Source organism: Sulfurospirillum sp. 1612, from assembly GCF_036556685.1.
Taxonomy (GTDB): domain Bacteria; phylum Campylobacterota; class Campylobacteria; order Campylobacterales; family Sulfurospirillaceae; genus JAADIZ01.
The window spans coordinates 786560-809443 of record NZ_CP140614.1; the positions used below are offsets into that span (position 1 = coordinate 786560).

Annotated in this window: 21 protein-coding genes; all 21 read right to left on the bottom strand. The window is 36.7% G+C overall.

The features are described 5' to 3' along the window. Positions 1 to 22 precede the first annotated feature (22 nt). On the bottom strand, positions 23 to 2521 hold the full coding sequence (locus tag SFB89_RS03960) for an EAL domain-containing protein (protein ID WP_331775648.1): 2499 nt from the start codon (positions 2519 to 2521) through the stop codon (positions 23 to 25). Continuing rightward, positions 2508 to 3425, bottom strand: coding sequence for a cytochrome-c peroxidase (locus SFB89_RS03965; protein WP_331775649.1), 918 nt, complete (start codon positions 3423 to 3425; stop codon positions 2508 to 2510). Before SFB89_RS03965 ends, SFB89_RS03960 begins: the two co-directional genes overlap by 14 nt. 77 nt (positions 3426 to 3502) lie before the next feature. Further along, entirely contained in the window at positions 3503 to 5827 is a 2325-nt protein-coding gene (locus SFB89_RS03970; protein WP_331775650.1) for a tetratricopeptide repeat protein, read from the bottom strand. Between the two features lie 12 nt (positions 5828 to 5839). Then, positions 5840 to 7084 carry a serine--tRNA ligase gene (gene serS / locus SFB89_RS03975; RefSeq protein WP_331775651.1) on the bottom strand — a complete coding sequence of 415 codons (1245 nt, stop codon included), beginning with the start codon at positions 7082 to 7084 and terminating at the stop codon, positions 5840 to 5842. Between the two features lie 5 nt (positions 7085 to 7089). Next, entirely contained in the window at positions 7090 to 8055 is a 966-nt protein-coding gene (trpS, locus tag SFB89_RS03980) for a tryptophan--tRNA ligase (RefSeq protein ID WP_331775652.1), read from the bottom strand. A 38-nt stretch (positions 8056 to 8093) separates the two neighbouring features. Continuing rightward, positions 8094 to 8600, bottom strand: coding sequence for a shikimate kinase (locus SFB89_RS03985; protein WP_331775653.1), 507 nt, complete (start codon positions 8598 to 8600; stop codon positions 8094 to 8096). Then, positions 8590 to 9993, bottom strand: coding sequence for a ribosome biogenesis GTPase Der (gene der, locus SFB89_RS03990; RefSeq protein WP_331775654.1), 1404 nt, complete (start codon positions 9991 to 9993; stop codon positions 8590 to 8592). Before der ends, SFB89_RS03985 begins: the two co-directional genes overlap by 11 nt. Further along, positions 9990 to 11330 carry a TRAP transporter large permease gene (locus tag SFB89_RS03995; protein ID WP_331775655.1) on the bottom strand — a complete coding sequence of 447 codons (1341 nt, stop codon included), beginning with the start codon at positions 11328 to 11330 and terminating at the stop codon, positions 9990 to 9992. Before SFB89_RS03995 ends, der begins: the two co-directional genes overlap by 4 nt. Beyond that, entirely contained in the window at positions 11327 to 11866 is a 540-nt protein-coding gene (locus SFB89_RS04000) for a TRAP transporter small permease subunit (RefSeq protein WP_331775656.1), read from the bottom strand. Before SFB89_RS04000 ends, SFB89_RS03995 begins: the two co-directional genes overlap by 4 nt. 55 nt (positions 11867 to 11921) lie before the next feature. Beyond that, a complete protein-coding gene (locus SFB89_RS04005) occupies positions 11922 to 12995 on the bottom strand; it encodes a TRAP transporter substrate-binding protein (RefSeq protein ID WP_331775657.1) in 1074 nt (357 codons plus the stop codon). A 61-nt stretch (positions 12996 to 13056) separates the two neighbouring features. Continuing rightward, positions 13057 to 13848 (bottom strand): shikimate dehydrogenase, encoded by a 792-nt coding sequence (locus SFB89_RS04010; protein WP_331775658.1) that lies wholly within the window; start codon positions 13846 to 13848, stop codon positions 13057 to 13059. Positions 13849 to 13860: 12 nt separating this feature from the next. After that, complete coding sequence (locus SFB89_RS04015) at positions 13861 to 15273, bottom strand: anthranilate synthase component I family protein (protein ID WP_331776050.1); 1413 nt, start codon at positions 15271 to 15273, stop codon at positions 13861 to 13863. After that, on the bottom strand, positions 15273 to 15983 hold the full coding sequence (locus SFB89_RS04020; RefSeq protein WP_331775659.1) for an SPOR domain-containing protein: 711 nt from the start codon (positions 15981 to 15983) through the stop codon (positions 15273 to 15275). Before SFB89_RS04020 ends, SFB89_RS04015 begins: the two co-directional genes overlap by 1 nt. An 82-nt stretch (positions 15984 to 16065) precedes the next feature. Continuing rightward, positions 16066 to 16608, bottom strand: coding sequence for a DUF1882 domain-containing protein (locus tag SFB89_RS04025; protein WP_331775660.1), 543 nt, complete (start codon positions 16606 to 16608; stop codon positions 16066 to 16068). 12 nt (positions 16609 to 16620) lie between these two features. Beyond that, the gene (locus SFB89_RS04030; protein ID WP_331775661.1) at positions 16621 to 17868 is read right to left on the bottom strand and encodes a serine hydroxymethyltransferase; all 1248 of its coding nucleotides are present in this window, start codon (positions 17866 to 17868) and stop codon (positions 16621 to 16623) included. Between the two features lie 3 nt (positions 17869 to 17871). Continuing rightward, positions 17872 to 19395 (bottom strand): lysine--tRNA ligase, encoded by a 1524-nt coding sequence (gene lysS, locus SFB89_RS04035; protein ID WP_331775662.1) that lies wholly within the window; start codon positions 19393 to 19395, stop codon positions 17872 to 17874. A 13-nt stretch (positions 19396 to 19408) separates the two neighbouring features. Next, positions 19409 to 19885, bottom strand: coding sequence for a Fur family transcriptional regulator (locus SFB89_RS04040; protein WP_331775663.1), 477 nt, complete (start codon positions 19883 to 19885; stop codon positions 19409 to 19411). A gap of 7 nt (positions 19886 to 19892) precedes the next feature. After that, positions 19893 to 20432, bottom strand: a complete 540-nt coding sequence (locus tag SFB89_RS04045; protein ID WP_331775664.1) for a CvpA family protein — start codon at positions 20430 to 20432, stop codon at positions 19893 to 19895. 3 nt (positions 20433 to 20435) lie between these two features. Further along, positions 20436 to 21380, bottom strand: coding sequence for a GGDEF domain-containing protein (locus tag SFB89_RS04050; protein ID WP_331775665.1), 945 nt, complete (start codon positions 21378 to 21380; stop codon positions 20436 to 20438). Between the two features lie 67 nt (positions 21381 to 21447). Further along, positions 21448 to 22506: a type IV pilus twitching motility protein PilT gene (locus SFB89_RS04055; protein WP_331775666.1), complete on the bottom strand. Its 1059-nt coding sequence runs from the start codon at positions 22504 to 22506 to the stop codon at positions 21448 to 21450. Positions 22507 to 22516: 10 nt separating this feature from the next. Next, entirely contained in the window at positions 22517 to 22807 is a 291-nt protein-coding gene (gatC, locus tag SFB89_RS04060; protein WP_331775667.1) for an Asp-tRNA(Asn)/Glu-tRNA(Gln) amidotransferase subunit GatC, read from the bottom strand. Positions 22808 to 22884 lie beyond the last annotated feature (77 nt).

A 22884-nucleotide genomic window follows, 5' to 3' on the forward strand; every position in this document is an offset into this window, starting at 1 on the left:
ATCTTGCATGTCCTGTGCAAGATCACGAAATTGTTTTAATCAATGCGATTAATGCTTCTCGTGTCTTTGGCTCTGAGTAGAAATAACCTTGTCCCTCATCCACTCCGAGATTTCTCAATATATCTTCTTGTGCTTTAGTCTCAATTCCCTCCGCGACTGTTTTATATCCCAAACTTCTAGAAATCGCAATGGTCGCTTTGACGATATTAATGTCACTGGCATCAATAGAAATATTATCAACAAAAGTTTTATCTATTTTCAATACTTCAATCGGCAAATTTTTGAGATAAGCCATCGAGGCGTATCCCGTACCAAAATCATCGAGGACAATTTGGAATCCTTCCTCTCTCATTTGTTGTAACGAGGTGATATTTTCATCAATATCATACATAATGTGCGTCTCTGTTACTTCGATACCGATGTCGGTTGCCTTCACATGGCATGCGTCCATGATAGATTGAAAATCCCGCAAAAGAGTTTTATTGACCAGTTGTGAGGCCGATACGTTGACGGATATATTTTCTAAATAGGGGTACTGTTGCTTGATAATAGTAAAGTCTTCACATGCTTTGCGAAACACAAAGTTTCCAATTTCATGGATGAGACTCAAATCTTCTGCAATGGGTATAAAATAATCCGGAGGGATTTGTCCTAATTTTGGATGATTCCACCGAATCAACGCCTCAAGTGAGATGAGTTTTTTGCTTTTGAGGTTGTATTTTGGTTGATACACGACATAAAATTCGTGATTTTTCAGTGCGGTTGCTAGGGCTTGTTCAATTTGCCATTTTTGTTGTATTCTATCTGAAAGTTCTTTGTTGAAGACCATATAAGAATTTTTCCCATGTTCTTTGACTTGGTTGAGTGCAATATCTGCTTGTTTGATTAAAGTAGCGGTATCTTTGCGCCCATCGACACACGTGGCAATTCCGATGCTAATACTGATGCGCGATTTGAAGTTGTCGATAATAATCAAATCTTTAAAGAGATTCAAAATATCATGAGCGATGCGAATACTCTCATCGTCTTTATCCAAAGATAAAATTGCAAACTCATCTCCTCCGATACGAAAGACACTATTGTCTTTTTTGGTATAGGCGCATAACATGTGGGCGATTTTCTTCAAAATCTCATCACCCGTTTCATGACCAATCGCATCATTAATCGTCTTAAATCCATCAATATCGATAAAAAGTAGCGATAGAATGTTGTGATTGAGGTCATTTTTCATATTAAATAACATATTTTTAAGGCACAAACGATTAGGCAAGGCGGTGAGACTATCATGATAGGCTAAGTATTCCATTTTCTCTTTTTGGTGCACATAATCAGTAACATCGAGTTTGATAGCTAAGTATCCGGTTAGTTTGTTATTGGTCATCATTGGCGTAATGGAGGATTTTTCGTAATATATTTCACCATTTTTTTTCTTATTGATAAATTCTCCTGACCATTTTCTACCGCTGGCTAATACCCGATTGATTTCATCATAAAAATCTTGAGAGAGTTGTTCGGAGCGTAATATATTTGGATTTTTTCCAATCACCTCGTCGTAACGGTATCCAGATGTCTTGACAGAGGCATCATTAACATAAGTGATGAGGCGGTCTTTGTCTGTGATGACGATAGAATCATCACTATTTTCAACGGCATATTTAAAAGCGAGCAATTCTTTTTTAATTTGTAGCGTTCTAATATAGGTAAAAAATAGCAATAAAATAAGAAAAACAGAGAGTGTAAAAATAATATATAAAATCCTATTTTGATGATACACAAGCCTATTATGCTCTTGATTAAATTTTGTATTTAGCGTCGTAATGTCATTCTCTAGCGGAATCAAAGCTGCTTTTTTTCTCAATCCATCGACATAGGTAATTTTTTCCAATGTTGTTTTCATTTGTTCCAATAATTGAATCGCATTTGGATGGGGTATGTCTCTATCTTTTAACATCGCAAGGCTTTGATCAATCTGGTTTTTATTGATATCTAGATTTAAATACGTTTCGATTAAACTATACAAGGATGCATCAATGTGTGTATGAATCTGTTTGATTTCACTAAGCGTACCTTTGGTGCGCGCTTTTATATCTCGTGTATTATTGATGATATAAAGCAGGGTATATAAACTAAAAGCACTATAAGATTTGTATTTTTCGATGATTTCCTTTTTGGTGGAAAAGTCTGTTTTGATTTTCTCAAGATAGGGATCGTATCCTCTTTTCTTGAGGGCATTTTTCAAGAATTGGAGATTGTGTGTAAAATCAGAAATTTTTGTTTCTATTTTGTCATAATTAATAACAATTTTACGATTCAGAAAAAAGTTGTCAAAATCTTTATTGATGAGCTCCAAACTGTGGATGGAATTGCTAATACTTATATAGCTCTTCTCTTTTTTATCAATCGCATTAATTTCATAAAAAATATATAAAGAGAGACCGATGAGTGCGAGAATGATTAAGATAATTTGATCTGCATAATGCCTCAGATTTTTGAATTTTAAAGATATATTATTGGACATCATGAGGCACTTCCCCATCAAGAGCATGTAAAAAATCTACGATATCATCGATATCTTGACGATTTCCGTATGCATCAAGTTGGTATTGGAGCATAAATTGCACCACGTCTCTTAAACTATAAAACCGCCCATCGTGCATATAAGGCGCTGTTTTTGATATATTTCTAAGCGTGGGTACTTTGTAAAAATATTTATCATGAGGGTCTTTTGTGATGTTGTATCGGCCAAGATAATCACTTAAAAGTGGTTTTATTTCACCAAATTTAGCAAATAAATTGCCCCCTAAATTCACCCCATTATGACAAATAATACAGCCTTTGGATTGAAACAGAAAATATCCTCTTTTTTGAGAAGCACTCAAAGCCGTATCATCACCACGCAAATATTTATCAAAAGGGGCATTGGGGGTGTTGAGTGTTTTGATGTATGCGGCGATGGCATTGCTGATATATTTGGGTTTGACGCGATCATGATAGATGGCTTCAAAGCGTTTTTTGTAGGCGGTATGATTGAGCTTTTTAGCCAAATCTGAGATATTACTTTGCATGGTATCATTCTGTTCTATCATGAGGGTGATGGCCTCTTCAAGTGTCGATGCGCGTCCATCATAAAATTGTGTAAAATTGTACTTTGAATTGTAAAGTGTCGGCGTGTTGATTGGGTTGGTCTTATTGTCTGAGTAGGGAGAATTTCTGCGATTGTCTGCTGTGGCATATTGATGTCGATGACAACTAGCACAAGAAATTTGATTATTTTTTGATAGACTTTGGTCAAAAAAAAGTTGTTTTCCTAAGCGTATTTTTTGTGCATTATCGATGGTGTTATTTCGTGGTATTGGCGTAATTGGTTGTGCTAAAAGCACCAGGTTGAAACATGTAAAATATATCAAAATGACAACGTAATTCATAACATTTCCTTCAATATAATCTCATTATATCACAATCTGTGAAAAAATAACTTGGGAACAAAAGTGTTGCTGACATGTTAGTTATTTTTGATTTTAAAACTAAAATATTTTGATGTGAATCCAGAGTCTCCGATTTTAATATATTGTATGGAGGCTCCTGCAAAGTTATTGACTTCTTGATAGAGCAATCCCAACGCATAGCGACTTTCAAAATTTTCAGGGTCGATAAGCTTTGAAAGTTCCAAAAGTGCAATCGCATTGGCCGTATGTCCCGCACCGATTGCGGCGACTGCTGCGAGGAAGATTGTTTTTGAATCTTTTTGATTATAATCATCAATGAGTTTGTTGTATAAAACATAAGATTCCTCAAAGTTGTGGGTAAAGATATCAAGGTATGCTAAGGTGTAGATGAGGGCTTGCCTGTCATACGTTTCAAGTGGAATTTTTGCTTTTAGTGCATCACGCTCATAAAATAAAAGTCCTGAAATTTGTAGTAGTTTGGTGAATTGTTCGCGTGCAATACTCGGACCATAATAAAAACTATTGAGATTTAAATGATTGTTTTTAAATCGAATTTGGAAAGCTTTTGCATACTCTTTGATAGGTTTGTGACTGTTTTTCATATGAAAAAAGATGATATTACTCATCAAATCTTTAGGCAAGAGTGCTTGCAATGCTTGAACGTTTTGTCGAAATAAATTAGCATTGGAGACTTTGTGTGCGATGATAATATCGAATATAAGATTGAGTGGATCTGTTTTTTTACTCTCTTCCAGCCATCTTGACATTGCAAATTTGTTATTTTGGCTTAAACTGATGAGCGACATGTATCGATTGACATCCTTTAGAGTATGATCCAAGGCGATGCTAGATTTGACATCATCTGTCAATTTTGTAGCATTTTTTTTGATTAGATTAGAACAATAAATTGCAAAGATTCCAGCAAGATAATTGGTATTATCAAGGTGGTAGCTTGTGGAAAAATGTCGATATGCTAAGGTATAATTTCCTATTTGTGCATAAGTTAGAGCCAAATCATAATGCAAAATAGCATGTTCGGGATACGATTTGATTAAGGATTTAAAGGTTTGATTGGCTTTGAAAATATGGTTAGATAATGCCTCTTTTATGCCTTTGGATATGCTCAGATTAATCCGGGACAATGTAGAACTGGCTTTGAGATACGTTTGCGCTGAACTGAGTTTGTCAAGGTAAATATTCATACTCCCTTTTCGCGTGTACTCAATGCCCTGAGAGGCATTAAAAATTTTGTAGGGAGCAAAATAAAAAATTAAAGCATACGTGCTTTCTTGATTGGCAAAAAGTTGCTTTTCAAAATCTTTTTGTGCCAAATTGACATCAAAGAGTGACTCTCTTAATGTGACATGAATTGCATAGGTGCTTAATGTCTTGTTTTTGTTGAGTTTCAATGAGTCATTCATCAAGTCTGCGGCTGTTTTTAATTCGCCCAACTTATTCTCAACCAATGCGCGTGCCATTTGAACTCGGATAGGATCATTAGTGTGTTGTTGTGCTTTTTTTAAGTAGCGTTGAGCGATTTTGTACTCTCCATTACGTGCATATAACAGTCCCAAAGGAAGGTTGTTGTGGGGTGAATTACTACTTAAAAGAGCATCGATGGCATCTTTATCATGATGGAAATATGCAAAGATTTTTGATGTGAGATATTTTTGCTCATAGTGATAAAATTTACTATTAGGATGTTTGAGCGTGGAGAGTGCCTCATAATAAAAATTACGGTAATAATTAATCAAACTCATCTCATAAGAGTATATCGGGGCGTTCGCATCTTCAGGCAAATAAGCACTAGCAAGATCAAGATAATAAGTAAAAAGTTTTTGATCTCCAAGATGTAGGGCGCTGATGGCGGCATTGATGGCACTAATGCACTTTTGCTCACGATTTTGGATGGCCTTTTTGAAGGCTTGTATGGCCTCTTTGTAATTTTTTTCTTTCATTTTGACGACGCCCATGTTATAAAATGATAGGGCTTCATTGAAGTTTGAAATTTTCTCATAGATTTTGAGTGCTTTATGCTTTTCACCGGTTTCATACAGAATGTTCGCTTTTTGTATCATGCTTTCTATCCGAGAGGGTGAAAATTGACTCGAATTCTCTTTTTTTATGAGTTTTTGTGCGATTTTATGGGTGTCGATATTGGCAACTTTTTTCGTTTGTGACTGGTTAAAAATGAGAAAAGTTGCCACAAGTAATAGCAAAAGAAGTGTGATAATGGCAATGATGATAAGGAGTATTTTTCTCTTCTTCTTATCCTGATTGTCCGAGGCTTCGATGGTTTCATCTTGGCGTTCTTCATCCTGTGATTCTAACTCCGATATTCCATCGTCGGCTTCAAGGATGACGATCTCTTCTTCTGCCATATTGTGATACCTTTACATATATTTTTGTAACACATCCGGTATGGTGATAGTACCGTCTGCATTTTGATAATTTTCCATAATAGCGATTAAAGTACGTCCAACCGCTAAAGAAGACCCATTGAGTGTGTGTACTAAAATATTTTTCTTCCCTTCTTTATATCGGATTTTTGCACGTCTGGCTTGAAAATCTCTTGTATTTGAAATGGAGCTGATTTCTCTGTATCTATTTTGTCCGGGAAACCAAACTTCCAAATCCACGGTTTTTGCAGCACTAAAGCCAAGATCGCCACCACACAACATGAGATGACGGTGTGCGAGACCCAATGAGGTCAATAAATCACTAGCGCAAGAGACCATCTCATCAAAGATGGCATCACTCTCTTCGGGTTTACTGATGCACACCAGTTCTACTTTATCAAATTGATGTTGACGTATCATCCCTCGGGTGTCTCGTCCGGCACTACCGGCTTCTTTTCTAAAACACGCGGTATAAGAGGTCATTTTGATAGGAAGTTCTTCTGCGCTTAGAATTTCATCTTGGAAGAGATTAGTAAGTGGCACTTCTGCTGTGGGAATCAAAAAGAGGTCTTCTCCCTCTATTTTGAAGAGGTCATCTTCAAATTTTGGTAATTGACCGGTACCTTCAAGTGTCGTACGATTTACGATATAAGGCACACCTACTTCTGTAAAACCTCGTGATGTATTGAAATCTAACATATAATTAATCAAGGCACGCTCGAGCTTTGCTGCTTGATTTTTCAAAACGGAAAATCTACTTTTAGAGAGTTTAACCCCTCGCTCAAAGTCAATCCACTCTTGTTTTGAATCCAAGTCCCAATGCTCTTTTGGTGTGAAATCAAACACGGGAGGCGTGAGGACTTTCTTGATTTCGACGTTGTCATCTTCATCTAATCCCTCTGGCACCCCATCATCGGGTAAATTTGGGATGGTTTTAGCCAAAGCACCGAGCGCTTCCTCTAGGGCTTTGACATTTTTATTTAATACATTTATCTTCTCTTTATTTTCGGTGAGCGTGGCTCTAAGCTCACTGACATCACGCTTCTCTCTTGCATAAACGCCGAGCAGTTTACTCTTGGCATTTTGGTCTGCTTGGAGAGGCTCTAGCGCTGCTTTTTGAGCTTTTAACTCTAGTGATTTTACCCTTAAATCTTCTATGAGTGATTCATCGACTCTTTTTTTTCTAAGTTTTTCACAAACCGTCTCAAAATCATTTTGTATCATTTTTATATCTAACATCTTATTTACCTTATAATCCCAACTATATCTTGAATTTTTTCTATTTTTTCTTGTGCGATGACTCTGGCTTTTTGCGCTCCATAGTGCAAAATATCTCGTACTTCATCTTTGTGTTCGAGGTAGTAAGCTCTTTTTTCACGAGCCTCAGCAAAATAATCCCAAATCAACTCTTTGAGATACATTTTAAAATGCCCATAACCCTCACCACCTTTTTGATAGCGTGCTTGCAATGCTTGTTCTCCTTGCTCATCCAAAAAGAGACGACACAATGCATAAACATTGCAGGTTGTAAAATCTTTAGGCTCTTCCATCGGCGTGGAGTCAGTCACAATCTTTCCGACAGTTTTTTTGAGCTGTTTTTCATCACAAAAGATTTCTATAGTATTGCCATAACTTTTGCTCATCTTCGCCCCATCTAATCCTGGAACCGTAGCTACTTTATCATCAATTCTAAATTCTGGTAATGTTAAAATATCGCCAAATTCATTATTGAATTTCACAGCAATATCTCTGGCAATCTCAACATGTTGAATTTGATCTTTGCCCACAGGCACAATATCGGCATCATACAGTAAAATATCAGCGGCCATTAAGACCGGATAGGAAAAGAGTGAATGATTGGCAGGAATGCCTTTGGCTACTTTATCTTTGTAGCTGTGGGCACGCTCTAAAAGCCCCATGGGTGTGTAACCAGAGAGAATCCAATAGAGTTCTAATACTTCTTTGACATCAGATTGCACATAAAATGTCGATTTTTGTGGATCCACACCTAAGGCTAAGAAATTAATCGCTGCATCGATGGTATTGGTTTTTAAAGCTTGTGGATCTTTGAGTGATGTGAGCGCATGATAGTTGGGGATAAAGATAAATAAATCACTTGTATCTTGTAAATCTATCATTTGTTTTATAGCACCAAAATAGTTTCCTATATGTAGTGCACCGGATGGCTGAATACCTGTTAATACTCTCATTATAACCTCTAAAATTTATTATTTTATAGAGATTATATCTAAATCAATTTTAATATATCTTTTGCTATTTGTTGCGGTGTTTTATCTTCTACTGTAATCGTGAGATTTGCGCAAGCTTCATATGCTTTGACACGAAGTAAAAAGAGTTTTTTAGCCTGTTCTAAATCTTGTAGTAAGGGTCTTTTTGCAAATTTCTTTTCAGCTTGAGGATGGTGTTGGATTCTTTCAATAATTTTTTCAAAACGGGATTCAAGATAGATGATGGTACCAATTTTGTTGAGGTTAGAGACCTTGTAAAATCCGCCGCCTGTAGAGATGATACTTTTTTTGACAGATTTTTCTAACCACTTTGCTGTTTTCTTCTCAAGTGCTCTGAAGTAATCCTCTCCCTCATCTTTGAAGATTTCTTTGATTTTTTTATTTTCCAAACTCTCTATCAAATCATCAGTATCAATAGCAAAGAGACCACTTTGACGTGCGAGTTCTCTAGCAATCGTGCCTTTGCCTACACCCATGAAGCCAATTAAAATCAGATTATTGGCCATGCTCTTCACCTATGATAGCCTCATCTTTTTCACCTCGATTTCGAGGATAAAGCAATACGGGCGTCCCTTCTAAATCAAAGGCTTCGCGGAGTTTATTCAAAAGATATCTTTTGTAGCTAAAATGCAATGCTTTGGGACGATTCATCACCAATACGATTTTGGGTGGTTTGACATCATATTGGGTTGCGAAGTAGATTTTGACACGTTTTGTCTTGTCTGCTGGCAGTTGATGTCTGACGGTAGCCACTTTTAACAGTTCATTGATTTTTGATGTTGAGATACGGCGCGAATAATTAGCATACACGCTCAAAATCAAATCTTTGATTTTAAATACACGTTTTTTTGATAGTGCAGATACCGTGATAACCGGAGCCCATGAGAGAAATTTGAATCGGTCTCTGATTTCATCTACGGTCTCTTTGTAATCTTCTAAGGCCTTGTCCCATTTGTTCAAAACGATAATAACGCCCAAATGATTTTTATCTGCAAGGTTCGCAATACGTTCATCCAACTCTTTAAACGGTTCACTAGCATCCAAAACGAGTAGGGCAATATCGGCTTTTTCTAACATTTCATTGGTTCTTAGAAGCGCAAATTTTTCAATGCCTTCGATTCTACTTCTTTTACGGACACCGGCAGTATCGACGAAATTGATGATTTTATCTTCATACTCGATGCTATCATCAACCGGATCAATTGTCGTGCCTTCGACAGAACTCACTACAGCTCGTTCCTCTCCTACTAAGGCATTGAGAAGTGAACTTTTGCCCACATTTACTCGTCCGATGATGGCAACATTGATTTCATTGGTTTCAGGAGTTTCTTCTTCATCTTGAAGTGCCTCTTCTTCAAAGTCATCCAGATCAAAAGCATCGTCATCTTCAATCACATCAATGGGTGCTTCTACTTCTGGTAAAAAGGAGGCAATCCAGGTAAAAAGATTGGTAACACCACGATTGTGCGATACTGAAATAGGAAAGACATTCTCCGCACCAAATTCATCAAATTCCCAAGCGCGTTCGAGTTCTTTGTCATTGTCGATTTTATTGATGACCAAAGCGATGGGTTTTTGTTGCGCTTGCAAGGCATAAAAAATCTTTTTATCTTCATCACTAGGTAACATCTTGCCATCTACCATCATGATAATCATATCTGCTTTTTGACTCGCTTCTATGGATTTGAGTCTGACATTTTCAAAGAGTTCATTAGAGCTGTCTAATCCCCCAGTATCAAGGATTTTGCAGGGTTTATCTAAAATTTCTACTGTGTGTTCTTTGATGTCTCTTGTGGTACCACTGAAATCTGATGTGATAGCGATTCTTTGTTTTGCGATTCTATTAAATAGAGAACTTTTGCCAACATTTGGCTTGCCGATAATTGCGATTTTTTTCATGAGTTAAATCCGTAAAAATGTGGGAATAAAACAACTGAGATAAGTAGCAATATCTGTAAAAGAATAAAAGGAAGCACACCTTTATAGATATCTGTCGTTAAGACACTCGGAGGTGTAACCCCTTTGAGATAAAAGAGGGAAAAACCAAACGGCGGTGTTAAAAAAGATGTTTGAAGGTTTAATGCTATTAAAATAGCAAACCATGTTGGGTCCAATCCAATCTGATGGGCAATAGGGATCAAAATTGGAAGTACGATGTAGGAGATTTCGATAAAATCGATGAAAAATCCCAAAAACATAATAGCTAACATAGAGAGAATTAAAAATCCCCATTTATCTCCTGGTAAATTCATCATGAAGTTAGCCGTAATATCATCAGCGCCACTGTAAACAAATACCATAGAAAAAGCGGTAGCTCCGATTAAGATGGCAAACACCATAGCGGTAATCTTCATCGTAGCAACGGATGCTTGTCGAATCATATCAATGCTGAGTTGTTTATAACTCCATGCCAATAAAATAGCGCCAATAGAGCCCACAGCAGCGGATTCTGTCGGAGTGGCAATACCTGCAAAGATAGAGCCTAATACCATAATAATCAAAATAAGTGGCGGGATAATGGCAATCAATGCTTTTTTGACATTTTGTGCTTTAGAGAAGTTTTCATCATACTCAATAGCCGGTGCGATATCTTTTTTGAAATACGAAACAATTAAGATATAGCTGACATACAACCCTACCAATGTAATACCTGGGAAAAATGCCAATCTAAAGAGGTCACCCACAGGTAACTGAAACACATCTCCTAAGACAATCAAAACGATTGAAGGTGGAATAATTTGTCCTAACGTTCCTGCTGCGCAGATGGTACCGGTACTGAGTTGTTTGGAATAGCCATATTTTAACATGACCGGCAATGAGATGATTCCCATCGCCACAACGCTCGCTCCAACGACTCCCGTGGAGGCAGCAAGCAGAGCGCCTATGAGTACCGTACTGACAGCAAGACCTCCCCGTACGCGTCCAAATAAAACGCCCATAGACTCTAATAATCTTGATGCTAGCTCAGACTTTTGCAAGACGATACCCATGAAGATAAATAAAGGCACTGCAATCAAAATCTTATTGGTCATGATAGAAAAAATTCGAAAAGGCATCATGGAAAACATTTGTAAAAATTCATCCATAAAATCTACCATCGTGCCCCCATCTGGTATGACTTGAAAATAAGCAGAAAGTGCTCCAAAAAACATCGAAACCGCACCAAAAGTAAAGGCAACAGGATAGCCTACAACCAACAGCAATAAAGCTGTAAAAAACATGGCAAGACCAATCAAGACAATGCTCCTTGCGGATCAACTTTTTTGGGTTTTTCTAACTCTCTGTAAATATTGATATTTTGGATAATATAGACAATTCCCTCAATAAAGAGTAAAATAAACGAGATAGGTATCATTGCTTTGATTGCCCAAAGATATTTAAGCCCTCCTGGGTCGCCTGATGTCTCACCGATACTATAGGAATCCATAAAAAAGGTATAAGAACCATAGATGATGAGCAAGGTAAAAGGAAGGAGGAAAAATATGGTGCCCACAATATTGATGATCGCTTGGGTTTTGGTACTAAATTTATCATATAAAAAGTCAACGCGTACATGAGCATTTTCTTTGAGAGAATAGGAGGTACCAAAGAGAATAATAATCGAGAAAAAATGCCATTCTAACTCTTGCATTGCAATGGAACTATCGTGAAAGGCATATCTCATGACAACATCATAAAAAACATTTAAAATCATGAGCAATAACATGACGATTAAAATATTTCCTATAAAGTCCATAAATTTATTGAATTTTTTTTCTATTTTTATTAGCATTTTTTAATTGTCTTTTTTTGAGTTTTTCGGTCGACTTCTGCCGACCGAAATTGTTTTATTTCACTTCTTGTGAAGCTTTTAAGTAGTGGTATTCTGACATCATTGACCATTCTCTTGCTTTTTTCATAAAAGCTTTTTGGTCATCCCAGATTTTCTTAAACATAGGATTTTTAGCGGCATAGCTGCTTAAAAGTTCATCGGTTGCTTTTTTCATGGCCTTTAGAACTGGCACTGGGAATGTTTTAACTTTGATGTTTGGATTTTCTTTTTTCATTTTTGCCCAACCATTGGCATTATCATTAAACATCGCAGTAGTAACATCAGCTGTTGCTGCTTGCATTGCTGTGACTAACATCACTTGATATTTTTTAGGCAATTTTTCAAAAGCTTTTTTATTCACAACATAATTCATTTCAGATGCTGGTTCATGCCAACCGGTATAGTAATAAGGTGCTACTTTATAAAAGCCCATTCTAACATCCATACCCGGTCCTACCCATTCCAATGCATCGATGGTTCCTCTATCCAAAGAGGTGTACAATTCGCCTCCTGGAATATTGACAACACTAACACCGAGTTTGGCCATAACTTTTCCTGCAAATCCAGGAATTCGCATCTTGAGACCTTTTAAATCATCGACAGTTTTAATCTCTTTTCTAAACCATCCGCCCATTTGAACGCCAGTATTTCCGCAAGGAAAAGAAAGCATGCCGTATTTGCCATAAACTTCTTGCATCAATTTCATACCATTGCCATAGTAAAACCATGCATATTGTTCATCTTTTGTCATACCCCATGGCACAGTGGTAAACCACATAGCGTTGATATCTTTACCAAGATAATAATACGAAGCCGTTGAACCCATTTGAAAGGCGCCGCCACGAACCATATCAAAGACACCCAGTGGAGATTTGGTTTTTTCTGAACCTTCGACTTTAATAATGAATTTTCCGCCACTCATCTCTTTGACAAGTTTCGCAACCTTGAAAGAGGCATCTGCAAGAGGACTCAGTGTAGAGGGCCAACTCATTGCAAGTTTCCACCTTACGGTTTTTTCAAAAGCAAAAGCATGACTACTTAAAAGCAGTAATGCGACAACTATGCCCGTTAGTTTAAATGACTTCTTCATTATTATCCTTTAATTAAGTTTTAAGTTTCTGCATTGTAGTAAAAATGTACTGAAAATATGATTAAAACGCTAATGCTTCTCTCATATATTTTTCTATTATTTTATTATCAAAGCGTTGATTATAAAAGAGATTAAATGCTAAAATACCTTGATATAAAAGCATATCGCGTCCATCTTTATAAATCAAATCATGAGCGCTTGCTAATTTCAAAAATGGTGTCATTTTTCCGTAAATCACATCAAAGGCATAATGCGCAGATTGCATAAGTTTTGCAAGAGATTCTGTTTCAAAAGGTAACGTGTCGTCTTTGAGTCCCGCTGGGGTTGTATTGATAATGATATCGTATTGGTCAATGCTAAAATCTTTCCAACTGAAGGTGCTAAAATCATGATCTGAAAAGAATTTTAATCGCGCCTCTGATCGGTTTAGAACACTCACGTCAATGTGATGGCTTCGCAGTATAAATGCGATGGCTTTTGCTGTGCCTCCTGCGCCAATGATGAGTGCTTTTTGGATGTTTTTGAATGCATTGAGTGATTGATAAAATCCCGGCGCATCAGTGTTGTAGCCGATGATTTTACCCTTTTCTTGTACTAAAGTGTTGATGGCTTTAATCTCGTTGGCAATGCCTCGAACTTCATCGCAGAGGCGATAAGCGGCCTCTTTATGTGGAACGGTCACATTGGCACCGGTTAATTTTAGTGCTTTAAATGTCTTTATAATATCTTCTTGATTGGTGATAAGCTTTCGTGTGTAGCAGGCATCAAGATTGAGATGCTGGATGACATTATTATGGAGTCTCGGTGAGATTGAGTGAGAGATTGGGTTTCCAAAAATTGCAAATAATTTCATCAAGTCCTCACATTAAACTTCGCTCAAATCTTTTAACGAAGAGGTCATCGCGGCGAGTTTGTTTGAAACCTCATGATATTCAAATTCTGGCGTGCTATCTGCTACAATACCGGCTCCGGCTTGAAAGATTATCTTTTCATCATCCAAATAAGCCGTGCGAATTAAAATTGCACTATCAAGATTGCCATCAAAACCAAAATAGCCCACAGCACCGCTATAAAAACTTCGCTTTAAGCCTTCAAATTCACTAATGAGCTCCATCGCCCGAATTTTTGGTGTTCCTGTCATGGTACCGGCTGTAAATGTTGCAGCAAATAGATCAAACATATCATATTTTTGATCCAATAAAGCTTCAATGTCTGTGACCAAATGCATCACATGAGAATAGCGTTCGACACGCATCATTTCTTTGACGTTGACACTACCCACCTTGGCTACTTTCCCGACATCGTTGCGACCTAAATCAATCAGCATCAAATGCTCGGCACGCTCTTTTTCATCTTGTTGCAATTCATCTGCTAGTGCTAAATCCATCTCATAGTTTGTCCCTCGTTTTCTTGTTCCTGCGATGGGTCTGAGCATGATATGGCCATTTTTCAATCCGACCATGACTTCAGGGGAACTTCCTATGATAGAAAATTTTCCATAATCTAAATTAAACATATAAGGAGAGGGATTTTTATTTCTTAATACTCTATAAAAACTAAGACGGTCGATTTTTGCTCTCATTGTGAAACGATTGGACATGAGGATTTGAAATACATCACCGCTCTTAATCATCTCTTTTGAAGCCCTCACCATCTCAAAGAATTTCTCTTTTGAAAAAGCAAAACTGCCATTATCTGGCATTTTGGTCTTGTGAATTGGGATATTATGATGCGGTTTTTTGAGCAGTTCAATAATAGCATCAAGTTTTTTTGCAATATGTGGCAAGAACGTCATCAGGGTGAGTGTATTAGATTTGTGCGAAAATGCACAGATTAATTTGGGGCGAATCAAGTCAAGATCTGGTATTTGTAATTCATCATGCAATTGATTCATGTGTTTTTGCAAAACCGGTTCAAATGTTTTGACACAATCATAGCCAACATAGCCGATAAATCCATCCACAAATCCGATGTTAAGTTCGTGTGCAAGACGTTTGTAATAGTTCATATCAATCTCTTGATATCTCTTTTTAAGAAAATCAAAGGGATTGTCTTCGACTTGTATCTTTTCGTTGTTTTCATTAATATAAAAACTTTGAGAGTTTTCGTGAATCACACGCTCTCTCGCACCGATAAAAAGAAAACTATAGTTTCCAGCCTCTGAATTGATGGCACTCTCAAAGAGGAAAGACAACTCATCTTCAAAAAAATCTTGGAGTTTCTTGAAGATGGTGATGGGTGTCAGTTGGTCAAATAATATGGTTCTTTTTTCTAACATCATTTTATTCTATATATAAATGCATTTTTATTGATTGATTTTTTGATGGCAGTCAAATTATTTTTTGCCTCTTGGTTGCTTTTATAAGGCCCAATTAATACTTTTGTTACTTTTTTACCATTCACGCTGGTTTGATATAAGATATATGCGTATTTTTTACTCTGAATAAGTCGTAAAAATTTTTGGTTCGGAGACGTTTTTGCGATAGCACCTACTTGCACAAAAATACCCTTATGTGATTTTGTTGCTTTAGGTGTGACTTTCTTGGCTGTTTTTTTGACCGTCTTCACCGGTGCTTTTTTGAGTGGTTCTACCACCGTAGAGACAGGTTTTTCTTTTTTCTTTGGCGTGAGGATAGGTGCAGTTGTTGTATTTTGTTCCATACTTTTTGTTTTTTGAATCTCTTTTTCTTTTAAATTTTTAACCACTTTTTCAAAATCATCTTGTTTGGTAGTGTTTTCTTCTACAATAGGCACTTGTTTAAATAGAGACTCATCTTTTGGTTGGGCCATAGTTGATTTTGGCTCTGGCGGGAGAATAAGCTTTGGAGTCGCATTTCGCGTTGGCTTGTTGACGAGTTTCATAGTTACAAGAACCCCTAAAAAAACAATAATGAGCAACGCTATGATAATCAAGATTCGTTTGATTTTGAGCGTTTTACTGTTATCTTTTTCCAAAACTATATCACTTAATTCGTTTTTATTTTCCATATTGTCTCCAATTTTTTGTTACAAAATTTAAATTGTTCTACGCTTATTTTAACATATATTCTCATGCTTTCATCAAAATATACTACAGATGTTTTGACCAGGCAGAACCGCGCTCTTTTTGATACACTTTATAAGGCAAGGTAAGAATATTAAACTCTTTTGGAATGCTATTGTTTGGAAAAATCTTCCATTCTCTTGGCATCTTTTGTGCGAGTTTCATAGAAAGCAATGATGCTATCTGATATCCTTCTTGCAAGGCAGTGTGTCCTTTGTGTATGTAAAGATGCAAATGCCCAGGAGTCTTACTCTCATAGGCAGTAAAATTGATATATCCCTCTTCTCTAAGCAATAATTGTGCCCGATGCCAAAATCGTTCTGTATTAGTGCCGTTGTAATCTATGACAATGTTTTCTACATAATCTAAAGTATGAATCAACGAGTGCGCGACGGTGAGCTCCCCATTGAGGTGCTCTTGCATGATCTGGCGCGTCAAGCGGCTATCATGTCTCTCAAATTTATCAAAAAAGGTTCGTCCGCCGTATGATATCTTTTGCACAATATGGTCTTGTTTGACCCAATAATGTGATGTATCCATCTTGATGAGTGCGGTATCGATATCATACATTGGCGCATCCCTTTAATATGTTGATTGCTCGTAGATAACAAACTGGCTAGCTAAGACTTTCATCTCTTCTTTGATTTTTGCTTGTAAGTCGGTATCTTGGATATCATCAAGTACGTCGGCAATTTTATTGGCAATAATGTCAAATTCTTTGGTACCCATACCTCGGGCAGTAAGCGCCGCACTTCCGATTCTCACACCGCTAGTCACAAAAGGACTGCGCGTTTCATTAGGTACGGTGTTTTTGTTGACTGTAATACCCGCGTTTCCAAGAGCGATGTCTGCATCTTTTCCACTGAAATTTTTGTTTAGAAATGAAACCAGCACGAGATGGTTGTCCGTACCGCCACTGACGATGTCATAACCTCTTTTGATGAGGACATCTGAGAGTACTTGCATGTTGGCTTTCACTTGTTTGGCATAAGTTTTCCATTCTGGTTTGAGATTATACGCAAAACCCACCGCTTTGGCTGCGATAACATGCACCAGTGGACCACCTTGGATTCCAGGGAAAATGGCACTATTTATTTTTTTAGCCAACTCTTCATCATCAGTCATGATGAGTCCCCCTCTTGGACCTCTTAGTGTTTTATGGGTTGTTGTTGAGACAACATGACAATGAGGAAAAGGACTTGGATGTTCTCCCGCGGCTACAAGACCGGCAATGTGGGCAATGTCTGCAAAAAGGTAGGCTCCCACTTCGTCCGCAATTTCACGGAATTTAGCAAAATCGATTACGCGTGGATACGCACTAGCACCACAAACGATAATCTTTGGTTTTACAATGTGTGCGATCTCTCTCACTTTTTCATAATCGATGCGACCGTTTTCATCAACACCATAAAAGAAACTTGAGTACGTTTTACCCGAACTGCTCACTTTTGAGCCGTGTGTTAGATGTCCACCTTGACTCAAATCCATACCCAAAATTTTGTCATACGGTTTTAAAAGTGCTTGATAGACTCCCTGATTGGCTTGACTACCAGAGTTTGGTTGTACATTGGCAAATTTACATCCGAATAATTCACAAGCTCTATCAATCGCAAGTTGTTCTACTTTGTCAGCAAACTCACAACCTCCATAGTATCTTTTGTTTGGATAACCTTCGGCATACTTATTCGTAAAAACGCTTCCCATGGCTTCCATGACAGCTGGAAAGGTAAAGTTTTCACTAGCAATCATCTCAAGGTGTTCGGTTTGTCTTTTTAACTCTAATTCTACCAAATCATATACTGCAGGGTCTTCTGTTTTTAATATACTCATTATTTATTCCTTACTATTTTCATTTTCATCTGTTGTTGGGTCTAAAAGGGGTTTCATGGCCGGAAACAATATGACATCTCTAATAGAATGTTGGTTGGCTAAGAGCATGACAAGTCGGTCAATACCCAAACCTTCACCGGCAGTTGGAGGGAGACCGTATCCGAGAGCTTGTACATAATCTTCATCCATCTCATGTGCTTCATCATCTCCTTCATTTTTTGCTTCAATTTGTTTTTTAAATCTTTCATATTGATCAATCGGGTCATTTAATTCATTAAATCCATTGGCGATTTCTCGCCCTGCAATAAAGAGTTCAAAGCGCTCTGCAATATTTTTATTTTCTTCATTTCTTCGTGCCAATGGGCTGATTTCGATTGGATAATCGATGATATAAGTCGGGTCGATGAGTTTTTCTTCCACAAAGAGATCAAACATCTCTTCGTACAACTTTCCGATGTTCATTTTCGTATCAACTTCAAGATTATTTTCTTTGAAAAATTCTAAAATTTTCTCTTTGCTATCTAGGATGTCTTCTGGAACGTTACCGATTTGAATGAGTGAATCTCTAAAAGAGATTTTTCTAAATTCTTTTGAAAAATCAATAACAACATCACCAAATGGCAACTTTTTAGGTAAATTCAATTTATCTAAGAGATAGGTAAACAAATCTTCAGTTAAATGCATAAGATCATGATAATTGTGATAGGCCCAATAAAATTCTACCATTGTAAATTCAGGATTGTGCGTCAGATCCATCCCTTCATTTCTAAAGTTTCTATTGATTTCAAACACAGATTCAAAACCTCCGACAACGAGTCTTTTGAGATAAAGCTCTGGGGCAATCCTGAGGTATCGATTGACGCCTAGTGCATTGTGATAGGTCACAAAAGGTTTGGCATTGGCACCTCCTGCAATCGGATGCATCATCGGTGTTTCGACTTCTAAGAAGTTTTTGGATTCAAAAAAATGTCGGATTCGGCTGACAATCAAACTGCGTAATCTAAATGTTTTTTTGACATCTTGATTCATAATCATATCAAGATAACGTTTTCGGTATCGTAATTCGATGTCTTGTAATCCGTGAAATTTTTCTGGTAGAGGCGTGATAGATTTGGTGGCCAACTCAAGTGTTTGCGCGTGAAGCGATAATTCTCCCGTTTTTGTGACAAAAGGAAATCCTTTGACAAAAACAATATCACCCACTTCAATGAGTTTTTTAGCCTCTTTAAACCACGCTTCGCCAATACTGTCTCGACTGAAATATATTTGCAATACATCTTGTTCGTCTTCAATCTTCGCAAAGGCAGCTTTTCCCATATGTCTCAAAAATTTGATACGTCCTGAAATCGTATGCAGTTTGTTTTCATCCCGCTTTTCTTCGGTATCTTTGATATATTCATAGGTCGTTTTAAATTCAAGAGTCGTGCAATCTTTCTTAACATTGTGCCTATAAGGATTTTTTCCTAAATTTTTTAAATCTTGTGATTTTTGTATTCTTTGTTGTTCGTACTGATTTTCAAATACCAATTTATTCCCTTTTTTATTTGTTTTCTGATTGTAATTTTTGTTGACATTTTTCGCAAATACCATAGAGTTGCATGATATGTCCGGTGAGTGCAAAACCGTTGGCTTTTGCGATTTTTTCTTGCTTATGTTCTATGTCCTTATCTTCAAATTCGATAATTAAACCACAATTTTTACAGATGAGATGATCATGATGCGGTTTATTAGCAAGTTCAAATTTTTTACCTGCTTGTCCAAAAGTCAGTGATGTGACGATATTAGAATCTTCAAGAAGGTTTAAGGTTCGGTAAACGGTGGCAATTCCAATATTGAGTTTTGGATGATTTTTTTTGATTAAAATATAAAGTTCTTCTGGCGAGAAATGATTGGGAAAATTATAGAGTGTTTGTATCACAATCTCTCTTTGCCTTGTGAATTTTAATACATTTTTTTTCAATACATCCTTGAACGCAGCGATTAAGTGGTCGTATTCGATATTTTCCATAGAGTTCATAGTATGCTTACTTTGAAGTATTGTTTTCTGGTGAACCGGAGATTTTCTCTACTATGTCATCGGTATTGATTTTTACGATGTATTTCCCGGTCTCTAGAAAAATAGGATACATGAAACTTTTATCCATATATTTTTGAATTCTTGATCTGACAAATTCTACATTGGTTAATGCGATGGCCAAAATCGAAAAAACTAGAAATATTTTTAAACTACCGACAAGAAAACCGGCGAGTTTATCCAGGCCGCTTAAGCCACTCGCTTTTAAGAGGTGAGATAGAATATATCCGATAATAATGCTCAAAATCCATACTAATAACAGTGTGGCGATAAAGCCAATCAGATAGAGTGATGCTTTGTTGCCAAAAGCGTAAATATTAGTGTCGATAAATTGACCTGTTGTCTCAGCAAAACGTGTAGCAACATAAATACCACCGACGATACCGATTAAACCAAAGACTTCTTTGATAAATCCATTAATCACACCTTTTATCCCCAATATCAATATGAGTGATAAAGAGACAATGTCAAAAATTGATACTTGATCCATCTGCTAATTTACCTTACAACAGTTTTTGCCATGCAATTTTGCTGCATAGAGTGCTTTGTCTGCGCGTGCTAGTATATTATCTATTGTGTCACCTTTGACGTGGCTAGTAATGCCCGCACTGATAGTCAAATGGATGGTGTTGCCCTTGTATAAAAGTTTGCTTTCGCTTGTGTTTTGTATAATACGTTCGGTGATTTTAATGCAGTTTTCTAAATTTGAACGATTGAGTAATACAATAAACTCTTCACCTCCAAAACGGTAGACTTTGATACCGCTACGGATTGAACTTTGTATGAGACGTGTCAAAAAGATGAGTGTTTTATCTCCGGCAATATGACCAAAAGTATCATTAATAGTTTTAAAATCATCCGCATCAAAAAGAATGACTTGCAAATCCAAGTCGCGATCGTTTCCAATTTTTAGGATTTCTTCTAAATCTTTATTAAGAGATCTTCTATTGTATATTTTAGTCAAAGGGTCGATATTGGATTCACGTTCGAGTTTTTCAACTTCTAATTTTAACGTCGTAATCATTTGCTCTGCATTGTCCAATTCATTCAGAAGTTGTTTTTGAAAAACATCCAAACTGTTTAGGATTTTTGCAGCATCTAGACCATTGGGTTCTTTTCGGATTTCATCAATATCTATAATATTTTCATCAGATATTGATTTGATATTGATCTTAGATTGTTCAAATTCTTTGATGCTCTCTCGAGTAATATCAAGACAAGCTTCTTTTAAGCTTGTGTCAAGGTCATCGATGGAAAATAGGTATTTATATTTTTTTGACAAATCAAAAATATCTTGGTTGTCATCAGTTAAAAGTAAATCCATAAAAGTTTCATGATAATACTTTGGATATGGAGGTATATCAAGATTTTCTAACTTTTGAAAAGTTTCTTTACCTATCTTGCCGATTTTATCTGCAATATTTGCATTTTTATTCATAATGTGTTCACTCCCCAAGGATATTCGAATATTTTATCGATTTTATGCTGTGATATTGTTAAATCCATCATATTCCTAAGCTGTTCATCAACTCTTGTGTTTGTGTGGAGTAGCGAATCGCATTCTCTTTTGTTATTAATTTAGCATTTAAATGTTTGAGAAGGGATTGTGTTTGTGTCATCATACCGGTTTTTTGTTGATTTAACTGCATTTGCGAGTATATTTGATGCAATTTATTTTCTCTAATAAGATTCGAAATCGCTGCATTATTGATGAGTATCTCATGAATCGCAATTCTTCCGCTACCGACTTTAGGAAGTAAGCTTTGTGAAATGACGGCATAAAGAGAAGTTGAGAGCATATTTCTGACTTGAATTTGTTCCGCACCTTCAAAACTATCGACAATTCTATTAATCGTTTGGACAGCTGAGTTTGTATGCAAGGTTGCAAAAACAAGGTGTCCGGTTTCAGCGGCTGTGATGGCCGTACTGATTGTTTCTTGATCTCGAATTTCACCCACGAGAATGACATCGGGATCTTCACGCAGTGAAAATTTCAATCCTCTCGCAAAACTTTTAGTATCGGTTCCGACATTTCTATGAGAAAAGAGAGATTTTTTGTTTTGATGCACAAATTCGACAGGATCTTCAATCGTGATAATGTGCTTGTTCTCTGTGAGATTAATTTCATTTAGTAATGCCGCAAGCGTGGTTGATTTCCCACTTCCTGTTGGTCCGGTGACTAAGATTAACCCTTTTTCTCTTTGGACTAAATCCTTGAAAATAGGGGGAGTTCTAAGTTCATCTAAGGAAGGAATTTCAATAGGAATAATCCTAAAAGCAGCGGCTAATTCACCATTCATAGTGTAATAGTAGTTGGCACGAAAACGTCCGATATCTGGGAATTCTATCGCAAAATCGAGTTCTTTTTCCTCTTCAAGAGCCTTTTTTTGTTTGTCACTGAGCAGAGTGTAACACATCTCTTCTATTGCAACTCCTGAGAGTTTTTCAAGATCTAGAGGTACTAATACCCCATCAATCCGAATCTGAGGTTCACTACGACTGACAATATGAAGATCAGAAGCCTTATAATTGAGAACGTTTTTGAGTAATGATTTGATGTTCATGATAGTTGGCCTATTCTATGATTTTTGGTACTACGAAACAGCCATCTTGACTTTTTGGCGCATGTTCTAATATAGTCTCGATGATTTCAGGGTTTACTGATGGTGTATCTTCTCTGAAAGGTGTGCCCCCATCTAAAGTCGTAAAAGTGGCAGTTTCTTGGTCGAGATTTAATTCATTCAAAATCTCAACAAATTGCACGATTTTACTCAGTTCGCTAATGACTTCCTCTCTTTTATTTGTATCGATGCTTAATGCAGATAATCCTTCGAGTTTTGTCAATAATTTGTCGTCTATTTGCATTTTATATCCTATTTGATTTATATTTTGATAACATTATATCAAAAATTATTGGCAAAGAGTTAATTTATATATTATAT